Source organism: Actinospica acidithermotolerans (assembly GCF_018139625.1).
GTDB classification, from domain to species: domain Bacteria; phylum Actinomycetota; class Actinomycetes; order Streptomycetales; family Catenulisporaceae; genus Actinospica; species Actinospica acidithermotolerans.
The window spans coordinates 1-17312 of sequence record NZ_JAGSOH010000056.1; the positions used below are offsets into that span (position 1 = coordinate 1).

17 protein-coding genes and 1 pseudogene are annotated in these 17312 nt (G+C 72.7%); 11 read left to right on the top strand and 7 right to left on the bottom strand.

Annotated features, from left to right (window positions below; translation table 11 throughout):
• Positions 1–132: pseudogene (locus KDK95_RS19020) on the top strand (integrase core domain-containing protein); the annotation flags it as partial.
• A gap of 155 nt (positions 133–287) precedes the next feature.
• On the opposite strand, the gene KDK95_RS19025 reads toward KDK95_RS19020, so the two are convergent.
• Positions 288–1676, bottom strand: a complete 1389-nt coding sequence (locus tag KDK95_RS19025; RefSeq protein ID WP_212519552.1) for an alkaline phosphatase family protein — start codon at positions 1674–1676, stop codon at positions 288–290.
• 326 nt (positions 1677–2002) lie between these two features.
• Positions 2003–2458 (bottom strand): Lrp/AsnC family transcriptional regulator, encoded by a 456-nt coding sequence (locus KDK95_RS37765; RefSeq protein WP_212519553.1) that lies wholly within the window; start codon positions 2456–2458, stop codon positions 2003–2005.
• 81 nt (positions 2459–2539) lie between these two features.
• Here KDK95_RS37765 and KDK95_RS19035 point away from each other — a divergent pair, with 81 nt between their 5' ends.
• Together KDK95_RS19035 and kynU are read left to right on the top strand one after the other, a co-directional pair.
• On the top strand, positions 2540–3250 hold the full coding sequence (locus KDK95_RS19035) for a tryptophan 2,3-dioxygenase family protein (RefSeq protein WP_212519554.1): 711 nt from the start codon (positions 2540–2542) through the stop codon (positions 3248–3250).
• Positions 3247–4461, top strand: a complete 1215-nt coding sequence (kynU, locus tag KDK95_RS19040) for a kynureninase (protein ID WP_212519555.1) — start codon at positions 3247–3249, stop codon at positions 4459–4461. Before KDK95_RS19035 ends, kynU begins: the two co-directional genes overlap by 4 nt.
• 11 nt (positions 4462–4472) lie before the next feature.
• On the opposite strand, the gene KDK95_RS19045 is transcribed toward kynU, so the two are convergent.
• Positions 4473–5153 (bottom strand): uracil-DNA glycosylase, encoded by a 681-nt coding sequence (locus KDK95_RS19045; protein WP_212519556.1) that lies wholly within the window; start codon positions 5151–5153, stop codon positions 4473–4475.
• A 175-nt stretch (positions 5154–5328) separates the two neighbouring features.
• A complete protein-coding gene (locus KDK95_RS19050; protein ID WP_212519557.1) occupies positions 5329–6063 on the bottom strand; it encodes a PadR family transcriptional regulator in 735 nt (244 codons plus the stop codon).
• A 116-nt stretch (positions 6064–6179) separates the two neighbouring features.
• On the opposite strand from KDK95_RS19050, the gene trmB reads away from it, so the two are divergent.
• Both trmB and KDK95_RS19060 read left to right on the top strand, forming a co-directional pair.
• Complete coding sequence (gene trmB / locus KDK95_RS19055) at positions 6180–6917, top strand: tRNA (guanosine(46)-N7)-methyltransferase TrmB (RefSeq protein ID WP_212519558.1); 738 nt, start codon at positions 6180–6182, stop codon at positions 6915–6917.
• Positions 6918–6942: 25 nt separating this feature from the next.
• Complete coding sequence (locus KDK95_RS19060; RefSeq protein ID WP_212519559.1) at positions 6943–7629, top strand: histidine phosphatase family protein; 687 nt, start codon at positions 6943–6945, stop codon at positions 7627–7629.
• A 7-nt stretch (positions 7630–7636) separates the two neighbouring features.
• Here the strand turns inward: KDK95_RS19060 and KDK95_RS19065 are convergent, their stop codons facing one another.
• Complete coding sequence (locus KDK95_RS19065; protein ID WP_212519560.1) at positions 7637–7924, bottom strand: antibiotic biosynthesis monooxygenase family protein; 288 nt, start codon at positions 7922–7924, stop codon at positions 7637–7639.
• Between the two features lie 47 nt (positions 7925–7971).
• On the opposite strand from KDK95_RS19065, the gene KDK95_RS19070 reads away from it, so the two are divergent.
• Positions 7972–8700 (top strand): class I SAM-dependent methyltransferase, encoded by a 729-nt coding sequence (locus tag KDK95_RS19070; protein WP_212519561.1) that lies wholly within the window; start codon positions 7972–7974, stop codon positions 8698–8700.
• Positions 8693–9442 (top strand): hypothetical protein, encoded by a 750-nt coding sequence (locus tag KDK95_RS19075; protein WP_212519562.1) that lies wholly within the window; start codon positions 8693–8695, stop codon positions 9440–9442. The genes KDK95_RS19070 and KDK95_RS19075 overlap by 8 nt, the downstream gene beginning before the upstream one ends.
• Here KDK95_RS19075 and KDK95_RS19080 read toward each other — a convergent pair.
• On the bottom strand, positions 9372–10463 hold the full coding sequence (locus KDK95_RS19080) for a polyprenyl synthetase family protein (protein WP_212519563.1): 1092 nt from the start codon (positions 10461–10463) through the stop codon (positions 9372–9374). The two genes, KDK95_RS19075 and KDK95_RS19080, sit on opposite strands and share 71 nt — an antisense overlap.
• 89 nt (positions 10464–10552) lie before the next feature.
• Between KDK95_RS19080 and KDK95_RS19085 the strand changes: the two genes are divergently transcribed.
• Complete coding sequence (locus KDK95_RS19085) at positions 10553–11134, top strand: DinB family protein (RefSeq protein WP_212519564.1); 582 nt, start codon at positions 10553–10555, stop codon at positions 11132–11134.
• A 273-nt stretch (positions 11135–11407) separates the two neighbouring features.
• On the opposite strand, the gene KDK95_RS19090 is transcribed toward KDK95_RS19085, so the two are convergent.
• On the bottom strand, positions 11408–12016 hold the full coding sequence (locus tag KDK95_RS19090) for a carboxymuconolactone decarboxylase family protein (protein WP_212519565.1): 609 nt from the start codon (positions 12014–12016) through the stop codon (positions 11408–11410).
• A gap of 107 nt (positions 12017–12123) precedes the next feature.
• Here KDK95_RS19090 and KDK95_RS19095 point away from each other — a divergent pair, with 107 nt between their 5' ends.
• From KDK95_RS19095 to KDK95_RS19105, 3 genes are all read left to right on the top strand, one after another.
• The gene (locus tag KDK95_RS19095; RefSeq protein ID WP_212519566.1) at positions 12124–13023 is read left to right on the top strand and encodes a sigma-70 family RNA polymerase sigma factor; all 900 of its coding nucleotides are present in this window, start codon (positions 12124–12126) and stop codon (positions 13021–13023) included.
• 98 nt (positions 13024–13121) lie between these two features.
• Positions 13122–16556: an AfsR/SARP family transcriptional regulator gene (locus KDK95_RS19100; protein ID WP_212519567.1), complete on the top strand. Its 3435-nt coding sequence runs from the start codon at positions 13122–13124 to the stop codon at positions 16554–16556.
• Between the two features lie 133 nt (positions 16557–16689).
• On the top strand, positions 16690–17265 hold the full coding sequence (locus KDK95_RS19105; RefSeq protein ID WP_212519568.1) for an RICIN domain-containing protein: 576 nt from the start codon (positions 16690–16692) through the stop codon (positions 17263–17265).
• Positions 17266–17312: the final 47 nt, after the last annotated feature.

The window sequence follows — 17312 nt, forward strand, 5'->3', positions numbered from 1 at the left end:
GCCTCAGAATCCGAACGACGCGCCGCGCTTGACCCCTGGCTGCACATCTACAACCATCACCGAGCACACACCGCGCTCAAAGGCCAACCACCCGCCAGCCGCGTACCCAACCTCACAGGACAGAACAGCTAGCCGCCCTCCGCCACCGGCCCCCGCCCCGCCGCGCGCGAAGCGCGGCGGGGCGGTGTCGTCTCCAGCGGCGTTCAACCCTCAGAACACTCCGCGCTGACGACTCACCGCCGCGACCCGGTTGTGCCACGGTCGCGGCCGGTGTCGTCGCCGGGAGGTCAGCCGTTGTGGTGCCGGCCCACGCCTTCGCGGAGGAGGCGGGTGGCCTCGGCCTCGGTGCGCGGGGCGGGGATCTGGACGCCGGGCGGAAGCTGGCGGGCGAGGAGGTCGGCGTAGACCTCCTGCAGGTGGCTCGGCCTGCCGGCGGCCGGTGTGGCGGCGCCGGAGGTCGGCACGACGACGCCGCTGAGCGGGTCGTCGGTGCGGGCGGCGGTGAGCGTCAGGACGCCGCCGACGTCGACGGCCGCGGCGTCGCGGGCGGTGAGGGGCTGCAGGTTCCAGCGGGCCTCGATCGTCTTGAGCACGCTGGTGTGGTCGAAGGGCGTGGCCCCGGCCGGGACGCGGTAGACCGTGCCCGCCGGGATCAGCGGGGAGACCAGCACGGTCGGCACCCGCGGGCCGAAGCGGGTGAAGTCGAAGCCGAACTCGCCCACCGCGTTGTCCGGCGGGGTGGCGTTCGTGGGCGGCGCCACGTGGTCGTAGCAGCCGCCGTGCTCGTCGTAGGTCAGGATGAACAGCGTCTTGTCCCAGCCGGGTCCGTTGCGCAGCGCCGTGTACGTGTCGTGGATCAGCTGCTCGCCGAGGGCCACGTCGTAATTCGGGTGCTGGCTGTTGCCGGTCGCGCTCCAGGACGGCTCCAGGAACGTGAAGCCGGCCAGGGTGCCAGCGGCGGCGTCGCTCTGGAAGTCGGCGAACAGGCCGAAGTTCGCCGCCGGGGCCGAGGTCAGGTCAGGGAAGTTGTGCTTGGTCAGCGGTTCGGCGTCGTAGCCGTAGATCTTCCAGGAGACGCCCGCCTTGGTCAGCGACGCGCAGATCGAGGGAGAGGTGAAGGTCTTCGTCTTGTCGTCCATGTGGCCCTGGCTGGTGCCGGAGAGCACGAACGCGCGGTTCGGCAGCGTCTCCGTCGGCACCGAGCCGTACCAGTGGTCGCATACCGCGAAGCCCTTGGCCAGCGCGGAGAGCACCGGCAGGGTCTCGGGCGTGAAGCAGCCCATGATGTCCGCCGGCTGCGTCCCGCCGACGATCGACCAGCCCTCCTTGGCCTCCCAGCCGAGGGTGTACGCGTAGTCGGTGACGAAGCCCTGCATCGTCGCGGTCGCGGGGCTCGGCGCCGTGTTCGAGCCGAACAGCTGGCTGTTCGTCGCCAGGTAGCCCTCGCCCGGGTCCGCGCCGGGCATGAAGTACGCGTTGGGCGTGGACGGGGTGATCGGGAAGACCGGAACCGGCTTCCCGTCCGTCCCCGGGTTCGACTCTCCGCCGGTCAGCCCCTCGAACGGCTGGCCGGTCGGCGAGACGTTGCCCGAGTCCTGATACAGGTACCCGAGCATGTGGTCGAACGAGCGGTTCTCCAGCATCAGGACGACGATGTGCTCGATCGAGCCCAACATATAACCCTCCGTCAGATTCACTGCGCCTTCGTCGAGTGTGGCACGGTGAGGTGACGGGGAGCGTAGGTTGCGTGAAACGCCGGGTGCGGGGATGCGGTGACCTGCGGGTTCTTATGCACTTCCGGGACCACGACGGGATGGGCGCCGCTCGGTTCGTCGGCCCACGCGATGGGCGCGGCCGCCAGGAGCACCGTCGCGGCTCCGATCCACTTCAGCATCCGCGATGCGCGTGACATCATCTCGGCCTCCCATGCGAAGTCATTCCGTTATGCACAAGAGTCTGCGGTCCGGCGGACGGCGCCGCCCGGGGCGTTAGCCCTTGTGGGTCAGCGCCCGACGGGCCGCCACGGGATCGGCGAGGAGAGCACCATCGTGGACGACGGCGTGCCGTGCTCGGCCAGCCGGTCGATCAGCTCCTCGAACTCGGTCATGCTCCGCACGGCCACGCGCAGCTGGCAGCAGGAGTCCCCGGTGAGCCGGTGCAGCTCGAGGATCGCCGGGTCGCGCTCGACGGTCTCCGGGTGCCGCAGCAGGCAGTTCGGCCCGTAGCAGGACATCCGGACGAGCGCGGCCACGGTCCGGCCGACCTTCGCCGGGTCCACGTGGGCGTGGTAGCCGGTGATCACGCCCTGCTCCTCGAGGCGGCGCACCCGCTCGGCGACGGCCGGGGAGGACAGGCTCACCCGGCGGCCGAGTTCGTTGAACGACAGGCGGCCGTCGCGCTGCAGCTCGTCGATCAACCGCCAGTCGGTTACGTCCGGAAACTCGTTTCGCGTAGACACCTTTCAACCATAAAGTCTGCTGTCCCGATCGGCCGCCGACGGCCATTCATCTTTCGCCGCGACTGCGGTTCCATGATTCGCATGACGATCGACCAGGCGGGGCGATCCCGCGTTGCCGCGAGCGAGTACGCCCAGTACGCGTGCCTCGACGAGTTGCTGCAGCTCCAGTGGCCGCGAACGGAGGCGCCCGCGGAGCTGTCCTTCATCATCACCACCCAGGTGATGGAGCTGTACTTCAAGCTGCTCCACCACGAGTGGGTCGCCGCCTGCGCGAAGCTCGACGCCGGCGACGTGCGCGGCGCGATCGTCGACCTGCGCCGCGGCCACGGCGTGCAGGACGCGCTCAACGCCTCCTGGGAGGCCCTGCGCACGCTGACCCCCGCCGAGTTCGACGAGTTCCGCGACGCGTTCGGCGCGGCCTCGGGCATCCAGTCGGAGCTCTACCGCGACCTCGAGCAGTCCCTCGGCGTTCCGTACCCGAGCCGGCCCGAGGTGCCGAGCCTGGAGGCGTCGGCCGCCCGGCTGCTGGAGCGGCGCGGCCTGGCGGGCGGGTGGCGCGAGGTCTACGGGCACTCCGCCGATTACCCGGAGCTAATCGACCTCGGCGAGGCGCTGTTCGACGCCGCCGACCGCTTCACCCGCTGGAAGCAGCGTCACCTGCTGTCCGTGTGGCGGTCGATGGGCTCGAAGCAGGGCTCCGCCGGCACCTCGGGCGCCGATTGGCTGGCACGCGGCGTGCACCAGAAGTACCTGGCCGAACTCTGGGACGTGCGCTCGGAGGCGTGGGTATGACGACTGCCGTGACTGCCGACTCGCTCGTCTCCCGGGCCGCCGACCTCGACGCGGCCGACCCGCTCCGCCATTGCCGCGAACGCTTCCTCCTGCCGGAGGGCACGACCTACCTCGACGGCAACTCGCTGGGCGCGCTGCCCGCGGCGGTGCCCGACGCGATGCGGGACGCCGTCCACCGGCAGTGGGGAACCGGCCTGATCGGGTCGTGGTTCGGCGGGGACGCGGAGTGGTGGGGTCTTCCCGAGCGACTCGGCGACCGGGTCGGCGCGCTGCTCGGCGCGGCGCCCGGGCAGACCGTCGTCGGCGACTCGACGTCCGTGCAGATCTTCAACACCCTGACGGCCGCGGCCCGGCTGCGCCCGAACCGGCGGCTGCTGCTCACCGACGCCGGCCACTTCCCGACCGACGCCTACCTCGCCGACTCGGTCGGCGAGATGCTCGGCCTCGAGGTGCGCCGCGTTCCGGCGGCTCAGCTGCGCGAGGCCCTGGAGGCGGACGGCGACCGCACGGCCGTCGTCGCCTTCCCGGCCGTGGACTTCGCGACCGGCGAGCGCTGGGACATGCCGGGTCTGACGGCCGCGGCGCACGCAGCGGGCGCGCTCGTCGTCTGGGACCTGTGCCACGCGGCGGGAGCGCTGGAGCTGCAGCTCGACGCATGGGACGTCGACTTCGCCGTGGGCTGTACGTACAAGTATCTGTCCGGCGGCCCCGGAGCCCCGGCCTTCGCCTACGCGGCTCGCGCGCACCACGCGATGATGCGGCAGCCGCTCACCGGCTGGACCGGCCACGCCGATCCGTTCGCGATGCGCGGGACGTACGAGGGCGCCGCGGGAATCGGCCGGGCGCGCATCGGCACGCCGACCGTGCTCTCCATGCTCGCGCTGGAGGCGGCGATCGGCGCTTTCGACGGCGTGGACCTGGCGACGCTGCGTGCGCAGAGCCTCAGCCTGACCGGCTTCTTCATCGAGTGCTGCGACGCGCTGCTCGGCGGCCGCGGCTTCGAGATCGTCACCCCGCGCGAGCCGGAACGGCGCGGCAGCCAGGTGACGCTGCGTCACCCGGACGCGGTGAAGCTGGTCCCGGCGGCCGCCGAGCGCGGCGTCGTGGGCGACAAGCGCGAGCCCGACCTGCTGCGCTACGGGTTCAACGCGCTCTACAACACGCACGCGGACGCGGTGCGCGCCGCGACCACGCTGGCCGAGCTGACGTAGCGCCCCGATACCTAGGGCAGCCGCCAGTCGACCGGCTCCGCGCCCAGCTGCGCGAGCGCGGCGTTCGCCCGGCTGAAGGGGCGCGAGCCGAAGAACCCGTAGTCGGCCGAACGCGGGCTCGGGTGCGAGGACTCTATGCACGGGACGCCGGGGCCGAGCAGCGGGCGCAGGTTGCGCGCGTTGCGGCCCCAGAGGATCGCCACCAGCGGCGTTCCCCGGCCGGCGAGCGCCGTGATCGCCTGCGCGGTCACGGCCTCCCAGCCCTTGTCCTGGTGCGAGTTCGCGCGCCGCGGGGTCACCGTCAGGGCCCTGTTGAGCAGCAGCACGCCGCGGTCCGCCCAGGGGCTCAGGTCGCCGGTGGACGGGGCCGGCAGGCCGAGGTCCGCGGAGTACTCGCGGAAGATGTTGACCAGGCTCTCCGGCAGCGGCCGCACCTCGGGCGCGACCGAGAAGCTGAGGCCGACGGCGTGGCCCGGCGTCGGGTACGGGTCCTGGCCGACGATCAGCACCCTGACGTCCTCGAAGGGCTGCTGGAACGCGCGCAGCACCTGCGGGCCCGGCGGCAGGTAGCCGCGGCCCGCGGCCAGCTCGGCGCGCAGGAACTCGCCCATCTCGGCGACCTTTCCGGCCACCGGGTCGAGTGCCTTCGCCCAGCCCGCGTCGATGAGTTCGTGGAGGGGTCGCGCTGCCATGGACCGGAACTCTACCGCCCGGTTCCGACAGACCCGGACCACAGTCCGAGCATGCGCTCCCAATCAGTGTTCTGCGTAGGGCGGCGGTCCTTGTGGGGCGGGACGGCCGGTGCGGCGGCACCGGCCGTCCCCTTCGCCGCGGTCCGCTCGGCGGATCGCCGAGACCGGGCCGGCATCAGGCCTCGTCGACGGGCTCGGCCTCGTCGTCGGCCGGATCGGCGGCGAGGATCTTGTACAGCGCCTGGCGGGCCTTGATCAGCACCTGCTTGGCCTCCTCGCGCTGCGCAGCCGTGCCGACCTCGTTGACCTGGCGGGTCGCGGCGACCAGCTGGCCCATCAGCTCGCGGTAGCGCAGGAACTCGGTGAAGCGGGAGTCCCCGGCGCCGGCCTCCCACAGCCGGGCCAGCTGGTCGGCGTTCTCCTCGGCGTGCGCGCGGCCCGCCTCGGTGAGCGCGAACAGCTTGCGGCCGTCGCCGTCGGTCGGCTCGATCAGGCCCTCGTCCTCCAGCTGGGAGATCGCCGGGTACACCGAGCCCGAGCTGACCCGCCACAGGCCGCCGGTGCGCTCGTTGATCTCCTGGATGATCTGGTAGCCGTTGCGCGGCTGCTCGCTCAGCAGCGAGATGATCGCCGCGCGCACGTCGCCGCGTCCGGCCCGGCCGCGTCCGCGGCCTCGGCCGCGCGGGCCGCCGAAGGGGCCGGGACCGGGGCCGAAGCCGAAGTCCGGGCCGCCGAACTGCGGGCCGCCGGGCGGGATCGGCGGGAAGCCGCCGTGCATGTGGTGGCCGTGCCGGCCGCGCGGGCCGAAGCCCTCCTCGCGCTCGCCGCGGCGACGCTGCTGGTCTCCGCCGCGGCCACGGCCGCGGCGCTCGGGGTGCGGGCCCTCCAGGCCCGAATCAAACTTCCTCATGGGAGGTTCTCCTTCTACATCTTGGTTCTGTCGAAGCATCTCTTCGACGTGTTAACGATATATCGCTACCTCTCGGAACGCAAGCCCTCCCGGCGAAGCGGCTACCCTTGGAGCAAATGACCACGTCAGCTGACTCCCGCTCCTCCGTCGCGCTCGCCGGCGACGCCTCGGCGCTCCCGCCGCAGCGCCACATCCGCACCTTCAAGCCGCGCCGTGGCCGGATCACCGCCGCGCAGGCCGGCGCGCTGGACCGGCTCTGGCCGCAGTGGGGATTGGAGATACCCGCCGAGGGCGAGGAGCTGGACCTGGCCGAGCTGTTCGGCCGGGTCGCGCCGCTGCAGCTGGAGATCGGCTGCGGCATGGGGGACGCCGTCGTCGCGATGGCCGCGGCGCGTCCGGACTGCGACTTCCTGGCCGTGGACGTGCACACCCCCGGCCTGGGCAACGTGCTGCGGATGGCCGAGCGGGCCGGGCTGACGAACGTGCGCGCGGCCGCGGGGGACGCGCTGGACCTGCTGCGCTGGCAGATAGGCAGCGACGCGCTCGACGCCGTGCACGTCTACTTCCCCGACCCGTGGCCCAAGGCCCGGCACCACAAGCGGCGCATCGTCCGCGGCGACGTCGTCGCCCTGATCGCGGACCGGCTGCGCACCGGCGGCGCGCTGCACTGCGCGACCGACTGGGCCGAGTACGCCGAGGAGATGCTCGCCGTGCTGAGCGCGGAACCCTGGCTGCGCAACCGTTTCCCGTCCGGCTACGCGCCGCGGCCCACCCACCGGCCGGTCACCAAGTTCGAGGCGCGTGCGGTCCGCGACGGCAGGGAAGTGTTCGACTTGTCGTTCGTGAAGATCTGACGGTCCGATACAGGGGGATGATCACATGTCGGTGGCGACCGAGCTGGTACTGGTCCGGCACGGCCAGGCCGTGGACAACGTCGAGTACCTGGCCAACCTCACGCCGCACTGCCGCGGACTGACCGCGCGCGGCCACGAGCAGGCCGAACTCGTCGCGGCGCGGCTCGCCAAGCAGATGGCCGGCCCGCGGCCCTTCGACGTGGTCTGCCATTCCCCGGTCCGCCGCGCCGCCGAGACGACCGAGCACATCGTCGCCGCGCTCGGCCCGGGCGTGCCCGTCGAGTGCGTGGACGGGCTGCGCGTCGCGGATCACGGCGTCGAGGGCCAGCACCCGTGGGACGCGAGGACGAACCTCATCGGCACGATCCCGCCGCTCGACCCCGAGACGCCGCCCGCGCCCGGCGCCGAAAGCTGGCAGACCTACCTGGACCGCTCCGGCGGCACGCTGGTGGAGATAGCCAAGCGCTACGAGGGCAGCCGGATACTCGTCGTGGCGCACGCCGAGACCTCGGCCTCGGCGATGCAGACCTTCATGCGGCTGCCCGTGGGCGCGTCACGCTGGACGTACCCGATGATCAGCCACACCGCGCTCAGCGGCTGGCGCCACGAGCACTCGCTGTACTCGGGCGGCGATCCGGCGGGCAACTGGGCCATGCTCTACGTCAACGACGACTCGCACCTGCCCGAGACCGAGCGCACCTGGGGCAGCTGAGCCGGGCTCAGACCTCGCGGTAGTGCTCGACCTTCGGGGTCTCGGCGAAGTAGGGGCCGATCAGCGCCCGCCACTGCGGGAAGCGGTCGGACTCGCGGAAGTTGACCATGTGCGCCTCCACCGAGTCCCAGCCGACCAGCAGCAGGTAGCTCCCCGGCCGCTCGATCCCGCGGTGCATGTGCGCCCATTGAAATCCCTCGGTCTGCGCGAGGAGTTCCCTGGCCTGCGCGAACGCGGACTCAAACTTCTCCGCGTCGGCCTCGGCGATGCTGAATTCGGCGTGCTCGACGATCATGCGGACAGCGTACATTCCCCGGCCCCGCAGCGGGTAGGAGACCGCACATGCCGAATCCGGTCGAGGTAGACGCGAAAGAGCTGTTCAGCGGCCTTCCCCAGCGCTACGACCTGCTGGCGGAAATCTTATCCTTCGGTCAGAACCGGAGATGGCGGCACACGATGGTGGACGCCGCGCTGCGCATCGCGCCCGACGCGCGGCGGGTGCTCGACGTGGCCACCGGCACGGCCGGCGTCGCGCTGCGCTGGACCGACCGCGCGCCGGTCGAGGTCACCGGCGTCGACCTGACGGAGCGGATGCTGCTGCGCGGCCGGGAGAACGTGGCCAGGAACCGCAGGGGCGACCGGATCAGGCTGCTGCTGGGCCGGGCCGAGGCGCTGCCCTTCCCGGACGCCACCTTCGACGCCGTGACCTTCACGTACCTGCTGCGCTACGTCGACGACCCCGCCGCGACACTCGTGGAGCTGGCCCGCGTCCTCAAGCCGGGCGGCGCGCTGGCCAGCCTGGAGTTCGCCGTGCCGGGCAATCCCGCCTGGCACGCCGCCTGGTACGGCTACACGCGCGCCGTACTGCCCGCGGCCGGGATGCTCACCGGCGGCCGGGAGTGGGCGAACGTCGGCAGCTTCCTCGGCCCCTCGATCAGCGGCCACTACGCGGCGCACCCGGTCGAGAGCATCGTCGGCTACTGGCGCGCCGCCGGGATCGAGGGGGTGCGCGCCCGGCGGATGAGCCTCGGCGGCGGACTGGTGATGTGGGGCCGCAAGGCAGATGGCTGACGCTCCCCGGGCCGCGTTCTACGCGCACCGCGGCTCACCCGCCGCCGACTGGCTCACGATCCTGCACCCGCCCTACACCGCGTGGCATCTGTCCTACGTCGCGTTCGGCGCGTGCCTTGCTCCGCACATCGACTGGGCCGTGTGCTGGCTGAGCATCGCCGGGTTCCTCCTGGCAGTGGGCATCGCGGCGCACGCCCTCGACGAATGGAACGGCCGTCCCCTCGGCACCCGAATCAGCGCACGCGCGCTGTGGACCGCCGCCGTGCTCAGCCTCACCGGCGCCGTGGCGCTGGGCATCGCGGTCCTCCGGCACGCGGGCCTCGTCCTCATTCCGTTCATGGTCGTCGGCGTAGTCCTCGTGCTCGGCTACAACCTCGAGCTGTTCAACGGCGCCCTCCACACGGATCTCGGCTTCGCGCTCGCCTGGGGCGCGTTTCCCGCGGCGGTCGGCTATGTGGCCCAGGCGCCGCCGTGGACCGTGGCCGGCACGCTCGCTCTCGTCCTGGTCACGGTCGCCGCCACCGCGCTCTCCGCCGCGCAGCGCCGCCTCAGCACCCCCGCGCGCTCGCTGCGCCGCAAGACACGAACCGTCTCGGGATCGATCGTTCTCGCCGACGGCACGACTCAGCCCATTGATCGCGCCACGATGCTCGCCCCGCTCGACGGCGCGCTCAAGCTGCTGTCCTCGGCGGTTCCTGCACTCGCGGCGGCGCTGCTGCTGGCACGCTGGGCAGGACGCTGACCTGGCTCGTCACGATCTCGACGAGCGCGATCAGCTCCTCGCGAACCGCCTCGTCCGCCAGTGGCAGCTCCCGCACATGCCCCGCGGCCTCCCGCCCCAGCGCCCGAATCCGCTCCTCCACGGCGGCCCGCGCCCCGCTCCGCACCAGCACCGCCCGCAGCTCGTCCACCGCGTCGGCCGTCCCGAGCGCCACCAGCTCCTCCAGCGCGCGCTCATCCGAGGACCGGGCCAGCGCCTCGGCCAGCAGCACAGTCCGCTTGCCGTCGCGAAGATCGTCGCCCGACGGCTTCCCGGTGGCGGCCGGATCGCCGAATGCGCCGAGCAGGTCGTCCTGGAGCTGGAACGCGATCCCGAGGGCGTCGCCGTACGCCGCGTAGCCCGCCAGCAGTTCCTTCGACGCACCGGCCAGCGCGCCGCCGAACCGCAGCGGCCCGGTCGTCGTGCACGCCGCCGTCTTCGCCCGCGCCACCTCCATCGCCGCCGCGACGGACGGCTCACCCGAGGCCTGGGTGAGGAGGTCGAGGTACTGCCCGCGCATCGTCAGCGCGCGCATCTCGTCGTACACCGGCCGTGCCCGAGCCACGGCCGCGGCCGGCACGCCGCACGTCCGCAGCAGCTGATCGGCCCAGACCAGGCACAGATCCCCGGCCGTGATCGCCGCCGACATCCCGAATCGCGCACCCGACCCGTGCCACGAGCCGCGCCGATGCTCCTGCGCGAACGCGCGGTGCACCGCGGGCGCGCCGCGCCGGGTGGCCGAGCCGTCCATCACGTCGTCATGGATCAGCGCGCACGCGTGCAGCAACTCGACGACCGCGGCGGCGCCCACGGCGCCCGACGTCTCCGGCACCCCCGCCCCCCGCCACCCGAGCAGCACGAACCGGGCCCGCAGCCGCTTCCCGCCGCGCAGGACGAGGTCCGCGATCGGCGCGTACAGCCCCCCGACCCGCGAGGAGTCGCCGTCGGCCTCCGCCAGCCGCTCCGCGAAGAAGCCGCGCAGCACGTCGTCGATCTCGCTCACCTGAGTCTTCACCCCTGCCACTTACCCGCAATCGCCGCGTCCCGCCGGAGTAGCCGGAAATTGTCTGAGCGCGATGCGAAGCTGGGGGAATGACGCAACGGAACACGGTAGGCACCGACGAGCGCGAAGTCCTGCTCGGCTTCCTCGACGCGCAGCGAAAGGCCCTGCGCACGGCACTGCACGGCCTCACCGAGCAGGAGGCGAGGCTCGCCCCGTCGGCGAGCGCGCTCAGCGTGGCCGGCCTGGTCAAGCACGCCGCCTCCGTCGAGCGCGAGTGGACCGGCATGATCCGGGCACAGCCCAGCAGCAACGACTTCGAGAAGCACGCCGCCTCGTTCCAGCCCGGCGAGACGTCCGTGGCCGACCTGCTGAAGGACTACGAGCGGGCCGCAGAGGACACGGATGCCGCCATCCTCGCCGCCGAGGACCTCGACCAGCCCGTCCCGATCCCCAAGGGCGTGCCCTGGTTCCCCAAGGACATCGACGCGTGGAACGTCCGCTGGGTCCTCGTCCACCTGATCGAGGAGACCGCCCGCCACGCCGGCCACGCCGACATCGTCCGCGAGTCCGTCGACGGAGCCCAGGCGATCGAGCTCCAGGCGGCGGCCGAGGGCTGGCCCGAGAACGGCTTCATCAAGCCCTGGCGCCGAAAGGAGCAGGCCGAGGACTGACCGCGAGTCGCCACCGGCCGTCGTTCTCCGGTGGCGCGGCGACGTGGCTGACCGCGAGTCGCCGGCCGCCCTCGTTCCCCGGGGGCCTGGCGACGTGGCTGACCGCGAGTCGTCGGCCGCCCTCGTTCCCCGGGGGCGCGACCACGTGGCTGACCGCGAGTCGCCGGCCGCCCTCGTTCCCCGGGGGCGTGGCGACGTGGCTGACCGTGAGTCGTCGGCCGCCCTCGTTCCCCAGGGGCGCGGCGGCCTGGCGGCCCGGCGGCGCTGCGCGCGTCAGGGGCGCGGACCCGCGGCGCCGGCGGTCGCTGCCCGCTGCGTGCCGTGTTCGCGCTGGTCGCGGAGTTCGCAGAAGCCGTCGGAGCCGATGTTCAGGCCGTGGTTCGAGATGTTGTAGACGTGCTCGGTGGCGACGACCCAGGCCAGCTCGCAGATCTGGCGCTCGCTGTAGAACGGGCGCAGGCGCTCGAAGGTCTCGGGGCGCACGTGCTTGTCGGCGGCGAGTTCGCTCGCGTAGTCGAGCGCGGCGCGCTCGGCGTCGGTGAACAGCGGGCTGGTCCGGTAGGCGGCAAGGGCGTCGAGACGCTCGGCGCTGATCAGGGACTTGTCCAGGGCGTACCAGCGGGAGAAGTCCTGGCAGAACAGGCAGGCGTTCTCGCCGGCGACGCGCTCCCTGACCAGGATGACGGTCTCGGCCGGAAGCTCCAGCCTCTTGTCCAGGCGGGAGATCTTCCCCATGAAGCTGAGGAAGCTCAGCGGCATCCGGGTGCCGTAGATCGCGAACGGCGTGGGGACCTTGCCCATCTGGCGGCGGGTGAGCGCGAAGACGAGCTTGCGCAGCGCGCCGTTCGGGTTCTCGATCGGGGGCAGGTACGGCTCGGTCATGGTGGTGCGCCTTCTATCGGTGTCGGTCGCTCTTCTGGTGGAACCGCATTCACCGCTATGACCCGCGGCGGACCGCGAATGTGACACGGCGTGCGAAACTGACCCGGATGGACGACGTCGAATGGCTCGCCCGGGCCTTCGCCGAGCACCGGGCCCGGCTGCAGGCGATGGCGTACCGCATGCTCGGATCGTTCGCGGACGCCGAGGACGTGCTGCAGGACGCGTGGCTGCGCGCGAGCACGTCCGATGCGCACGCCGGGGAGATCGAGAATCCGGCCGGATGGCTGACGACGGTCGTCGGCCGGGTGTGCCTGAACCTGCTGCGTACGCGGCGGACGCGCGCCGAGGAGCCCTGGGAGCTGCACCTGCCCGACGCGGTGGTCAGTGCCGAGGGCGCGGCGCCGGCGCCGGAGGACGCGGCGCTGCTGTCGGACCGGGTCGGGCTCGCGCTGCAGATCGTGCTCGACGAGCTGGCCCCGGACGAGCGCGTCGCGTTCGTGCTGCACGACCTGTTCGCCGTGCCGTTCGCCGACATCGCCGCCGTGCTCGGCCGGTCCGACGCCTCCGCGCGGCAGCTCGCCAGCAGGGCCAGGCGACGCGTCGCCGACGCGGGTACGAGCGCGCCTGACCAGGACGTTCCCGGACAGCGTGCCGTGGTCGACGCGTTCTACGCGGCTGCCCGCAACGGCGACCTCGACGGCCTGGTCGCGGTCCTGCACCCCGACGTCGTGGCCCGCGCCGACTTCGGCGGACGACGCCTGCCCACCCCGGCGATGCTCCGTGGCGCGGACGCGGTCGCCGAGAACGCGCGCATCGGCTTCATTCCCGAAGCGGACCTGCATCCGGTGCTGATCAACGGCGCGGTCGGGACCCTGGTCGTCAAGCACGGCCGCCCCTTCGCGCTGATGGCGTTCACGGTCGTGGACGGCCGCATCGCCGCGCTCGACGTTTACGGCGACCGTGCGCGGATCGCCCGGCTGGCCTATTCGGTCCTGCGGACTCTCTGACCCCGCCCACGGCGATGCGCGCTTCGTGCGCCGACTCCCGGGGCCGCCGACGTGATGCCAGAATGCGCGTCAGAGCCCTGAGGGAATGTGGGTATGCGATGGCGGATACCGGTGCGGCGCCGAAGAGCGTCGGGAAGAGCGCCGGCCAGGACGGCGCGTGGCTGCGCAGGCTCCGGACGAGCGCGGGCCTGACCCAGGCCCAGCTTGCCGCGCAGGCCGCGGTCGGCGTCCGGACCGTCCGCGACCTGGAACGCGGCGGGGTACGGCCGCGTGCCGCATCGCTGCGCAGGCTCGCCGCAGCGCTCGGCATCGACGCCGATCAGCTGGACGAGCTCGCGCACGGAGACTTCCGCACCGGCCGTCCGCCCGCCGCGGACGACCCGGACCACCCGGACCACCCGGACGAGTCGGTCTCCACCCGGCTGCGGATCGACGTCCTCGGACCGCTCTCGGTTCGCCGAGGCCCGCGCACCGTCTCGATCCCGTCGGCCATGCAGCGCACCCTGCTCGGCCTGCTCGCGATCCAGCCCGATCAGGTGGCGGGCGTCGAGGAGATCATCGACACGCTCTGGGGCAGCGCGCCGCCTCGCACCAGCCGGGAGCTCGTGCACACGTACGTCAGCAGCCTGCGTCGTCTGCTGGCAGCCCCGGGAGCACCCGCGCCCCTGCGCCGCGAGCCGACCGGCTACCGGCTACGGATCGGTCCGGAGGAATCCGACGCGGCGCACTTCGCGGATCTCGCGGCCCGAGCGCGGCGAGCGGGCGCGGCCGGGGCCGCGCAGGCCTCCTGGCAGCTGCACGGCGAGGCCCTGGCCTGCTGGCGAGGCCCGCTGTTGGCGGGCGAGAGCGGGTGGGCGGTCCAGCATCCGGCGGCGGTCTCACTCGGGGCGCTGCGGGTCGCGGTCGCGGTGGAGTGGGCCGACTTCGGCCTCGGCCTCGGCCATTACCGGCGCACGGCGCAGGTGCTGCTGGCGCTGTGCGCGCAGGAGCCGCTGCACGAGGGACTGGCGGCTCGCCTCATGGTGGCGCTGGCGGGCGAGGGACGGCAGGCCGCGGCGCTCGATCTCTACACGGGGCTGCGGGAACGGCTGGACACGGCCCTCGGCGTGAAGCCGGGACCGGAGCTCCGGGAGGCGCATCTGCGGGTGCTGCGAGGACGGCTGCCACCGGCGACGCGGCCGGTCGGCCTCGCGCACTCGACGGGGGCGGCCGGGGGTGAACGCCTGAGCCGGGGCCAGGGCGAGACGTCGAAGCCCGCTGAGTCGGGAGCGGGAAACGCGCCGCCGGCTCGCGCCGAGGATCGACCGGGGGAGGAGCCTCGTCAGGCCGCCGCCGCGGTCGCCGCCGTGACTCCGGCGCAGATTCCCGTCGACGTCGCAGGGTTCGTCGGGCGCGAGGCCGAGTTGCGCGCCCTCGACGCGCTGCTCGCCGCCAACGACGACCACGCCTCGCGGATCGTCGTCATGACGGGCATGGGCGGTGTGGGGAAGACGGCGCTCGCCGTCCGGTGGGCGCGGGCGGCTCGCGATCGCTTCCCCGACGGTCAGCTGTACGCGGATCTGCGCGGACACGGCGTCGGCACGCCGGTCCAGCCGGTCGAGGTGATCGCCGGGTTCCTCGGCGCGTTCGGCGTCGCGGCGGCGCAGGTGCCCGGCGACGAGGATCAGGCCTCTGCGCTGCTGCGCAGCGTCCTGGACCGTCGGCGGGTCCTGATACTCCTGGACAACGCCGCCGACGTCGAGCAGGTCCGGCCGCTGCTTCCGGCGTCGGCCGGATGCGCGGCGATCGTGACCTCGCGGCGGCGGCTCGGCGGCCTCGTGGCACGGGACGGAGCCGCGGTCGTCGACGTGCGGCCGCTGAGCGCCGCCGAGTCCGCCGACCTCCTCGCCCGCGCCATAGGCCCGGCGCGCGCGCAGGCGGAAACCGAGGCCGTCGCCCAGATCGCGGACCTGTGCGCGCATCTGCCGCTCGCCCTCCGGATCACGGCGGCGAACCTCGCCACCCGGCCCGCGCACAGCGTCGCCGACCACGTCACGCGGCTGACCGCCGATGGGCGGCTCGACGCGCTCGCCGTCGAGGGCGATCCGCACACCGCCGTCCGGGCGACGTTCGAGCTGTCCTGCGCCGCGCTCCACCCCGGCGACCTGCACGTCTTCCGGCTGGCCGGGCTCGCGCCGGGACCCGACGTGACCGCCGGGCAGGTGGCGGCGCTGGCCGACGTGCCCATCGCCGCGGCGCGCGCGGTGCTCGGGCGGCTCGAGGATCGCAACCTGCTGTTCGAGTACACGAGCGGCCGGTTCAAGTTCCACGATCTGGTGCGCTTGTACGCGTTCGAACTCGCCGAGGGCGCCGAGAGCGCGCGGTCGCTCGACGACGCCCGGGACCGGTTGACCGCGTACTACCTCGCGGGCACGTCGCGTGCCGCGCGTCTGCTGTACCCGCACATCCTCCAACTGCCGGGCTACGGCAGCGGACCGGACTCCGACCGCGACGGCGTCGGTCCGGTCTTCAAGGACGGCCGTGCCGCGCTCGCCTGGCTGGATGCGGAACGTCCCGGCCTGGTCGCGGCCACCGTGCAGCTCGCGGACGCCGGCGCCGTCCTCCCGGCCCTGGAGCTCGCGGACCGGCTCACCGGCTATCTGCATCTGCGCGGCGACCGCGCCCACTGGCCCACCATCGCACGGGTCTCGCTCCAGGTGGCCTCGCAGCACGGCGGTGACACGCAGCTGGCCATGGCGTGGTTGCACTGCGGGATGGCCACGCGTGCTGCCGCGGACCAGGAGTCCTCCGCCGGCCACTTCACCCGCAGCGCCGAGGCCGCGCACCGCGCGGGCTGGGTCGCGGGTGAGGCCGTCGCGTTGAACAACCTGGCCACGGCCCTGTGGGCCCGCGGCCACAAGACCGAGGCGGTGAACCGGCTGGGCGAAGCGCTCGCGTTGCACCGCCTCAGCGGGCGCACCGCCGGCGAGGCCGTGACCCTCGCCAACCTCGGCTCGGCCCACATCGAGCTGGCCCGCGACGCCGACCGCGAACTGCGCCGCACTCAGCTCGATCAGGCTCTGGGCCTGATCAACCAGTCGTGGGAGCTGCACCGCCGGATCGGCGACCGGCGCAACGAGGCCGAGGCGATGCGGCTGCTGGCCCTCGTGCATCGGGAACTCGGCGACGACGCCCGCGCCCTCGATCTGGCGCACGCGGCGCTGCGGATGGTCGCCGAGGCGGGGGACCTGCTCTACGAGAGCTCGGCCCACAGCACCCTGGCGACGCTGCTCGCCCGGACCGGGGAGACCTCGCGCGCTTTCGAAGAACACGAACGCGCCCTGGCGATCGCCCGATCCGCGAACGCGCCGCGCGAGACCGCCGAGGCGCTCATGGACATGGCGGAGACGCACGCACTGCTCGCTCAGTACGACGAGGCCGTGCTGGCCGCGGGCGACGCGCAGGCGGTCACCGCCAGGGCCGATCTCGTCGCGCTGCGCCGCCGGGCGGACCGTCTCCGGGAACGGCTCACCGGCACCGAACCGGAGCCCTGATATTGCCGGTTTCTGCCGCTCGAATCCGCTGAGCTGGGATGATGTGACGCAGAACGACTACAGGAGCGTGCCCTGGTCCCACTCCTAGCTTGAGGACAGTCAACAGACCGTCTCCAAGCCAAGGAGCCAGAACATGTCCACCAACATCATTCGCAAGCTGATTCCCACGCGCGCCGACCACCGTGCCGCGCGGCTGCTGGCCGTGGCGGCCCTCGGCCTGGCCACGGTCGGCGGCACCGCCACCGCGGCCCACGCGGACACCGGCTACTCGCTCACGTGGAGCGGGGAGTACCTCATCACCGCCAGCTACGACTTCCAGAACGTGGCGGTGTCGAACGGCGCCCTCACCGGCGGCGCTCCGATCATCCAGTGGCCCGCCGACGGCGGCTACGAGCAGGTGTGGCGCTTCGGCTACGAGTCGTACAACGGCGTCTACCAGGGCGCGTTCATCCAGAACGCGGCCAGCGGCCTGTGCATCAACACCGACGGCGTCGCCGGCGACCAGCTCGACCAGGAGATCTGCTACGACGGGAATTCCAACGAGCTGTTCAACATCTACGGCAGCCTCGGCGGCTACGACTCGTTCCAGAACACCGGCAGCGGCCTGTACCTCGACGTGAACGGCTACAGCTGGAACGAGGGCGCCGCGATCGACCTGTGGTACGAGAACAACCAGCCCAACCAGACCTTCGCGACCGTGGCCTGGTAGCCGCACCCGGACAGAGCACTGAGAAGGGCGGCCCGTCCTCGGGGGCC

Excerpts from the sequence above, each read along its gene's own strand:
- KDK95_RS19025 (WP_212519552.1), bottom strand. The coding sequence starts at position 1,676 with ATGTTGGGCTCGATCGAGCACATCGTCGTCCTGATGCTGGAGAACCGC.
- KDK95_RS19035 (WP_212519554.1), top strand. The coding sequence starts at position 2,540 with ATGACGATCGACCAGGCGGGGCGATCCCGCGTTGCCGCGAGCGAGTAC.
- kynU (WP_212519555.1), top strand. The coding sequence starts at position 3,247 with ATGACGACTGCCGTGACTGCCGACTCGCTCGTCTCCCGGGCCGCCGAC.
- KDK95_RS19045 (WP_212519556.1), bottom strand. The coding sequence starts at position 5,153 with ATGGCAGCGCGACCCCTCCACGAACTCATCGACGCGGGCTGGGCGAAG.
- KDK95_RS19050 (WP_212519557.1), bottom strand. The coding sequence starts at position 6,063 with ATGAGGAAGTTTGATTCGGGCCTGGAGGGCCCGCACCCCGAGCGCCGC.
- trmB (WP_212519558.1), top strand. The coding sequence starts at position 6,180 with ATGACCACGTCAGCTGACTCCCGCTCCTCCGTCGCGCTCGCCGGCGAC.
- KDK95_RS19060 (WP_212519559.1), top strand. The coding sequence starts at position 6,943 with ATGTCGGTGGCGACCGAGCTGGTACTGGTCCGGCACGGCCAGGCCGTG.
- KDK95_RS19065 (WP_212519560.1), bottom strand. The coding sequence starts at position 7,924 with ATGATCGTCGAGCACGCCGAATTCAGCATCGCCGAGGCCGACGCGGAG.
- KDK95_RS19070 (WP_212519561.1), top strand. The coding sequence starts at position 7,972 with ATGCCGAATCCGGTCGAGGTAGACGCGAAAGAGCTGTTCAGCGGCCTT.
- KDK95_RS19075 (WP_212519562.1), top strand. The coding sequence starts at position 8,693 with ATGGCTGACGCTCCCCGGGCCGCGTTCTACGCGCACCGCGGCTCACCC.
- KDK95_RS19085 (WP_212519564.1), top strand. The coding sequence starts at position 10,553 with ATGACGCAACGGAACACGGTAGGCACCGACGAGCGCGAAGTCCTGCTC.
- KDK95_RS19090 (WP_212519565.1), bottom strand. The coding sequence starts at position 12,016 with ATGACCGAGCCGTACCTGCCCCCGATCGAGAACCCGAACGGCGCGCTG.
- KDK95_RS19095 (WP_212519566.1), top strand. The coding sequence starts at position 12,124 with ATGGACGACGTCGAATGGCTCGCCCGGGCCTTCGCCGAGCACCGGGCC.
- KDK95_RS19100 (WP_212519567.1), top strand. The coding sequence starts at position 13,122 with ATGGCGGATACCGGTGCGGCGCCGAAGAGCGTCGGGAAGAGCGCCGGC.
- KDK95_RS19105 (WP_212519568.1), top strand. The coding sequence starts at position 16,690 with ATGTCCACCAACATCATTCGCAAGCTGATTCCCACGCGCGCCGACCAC.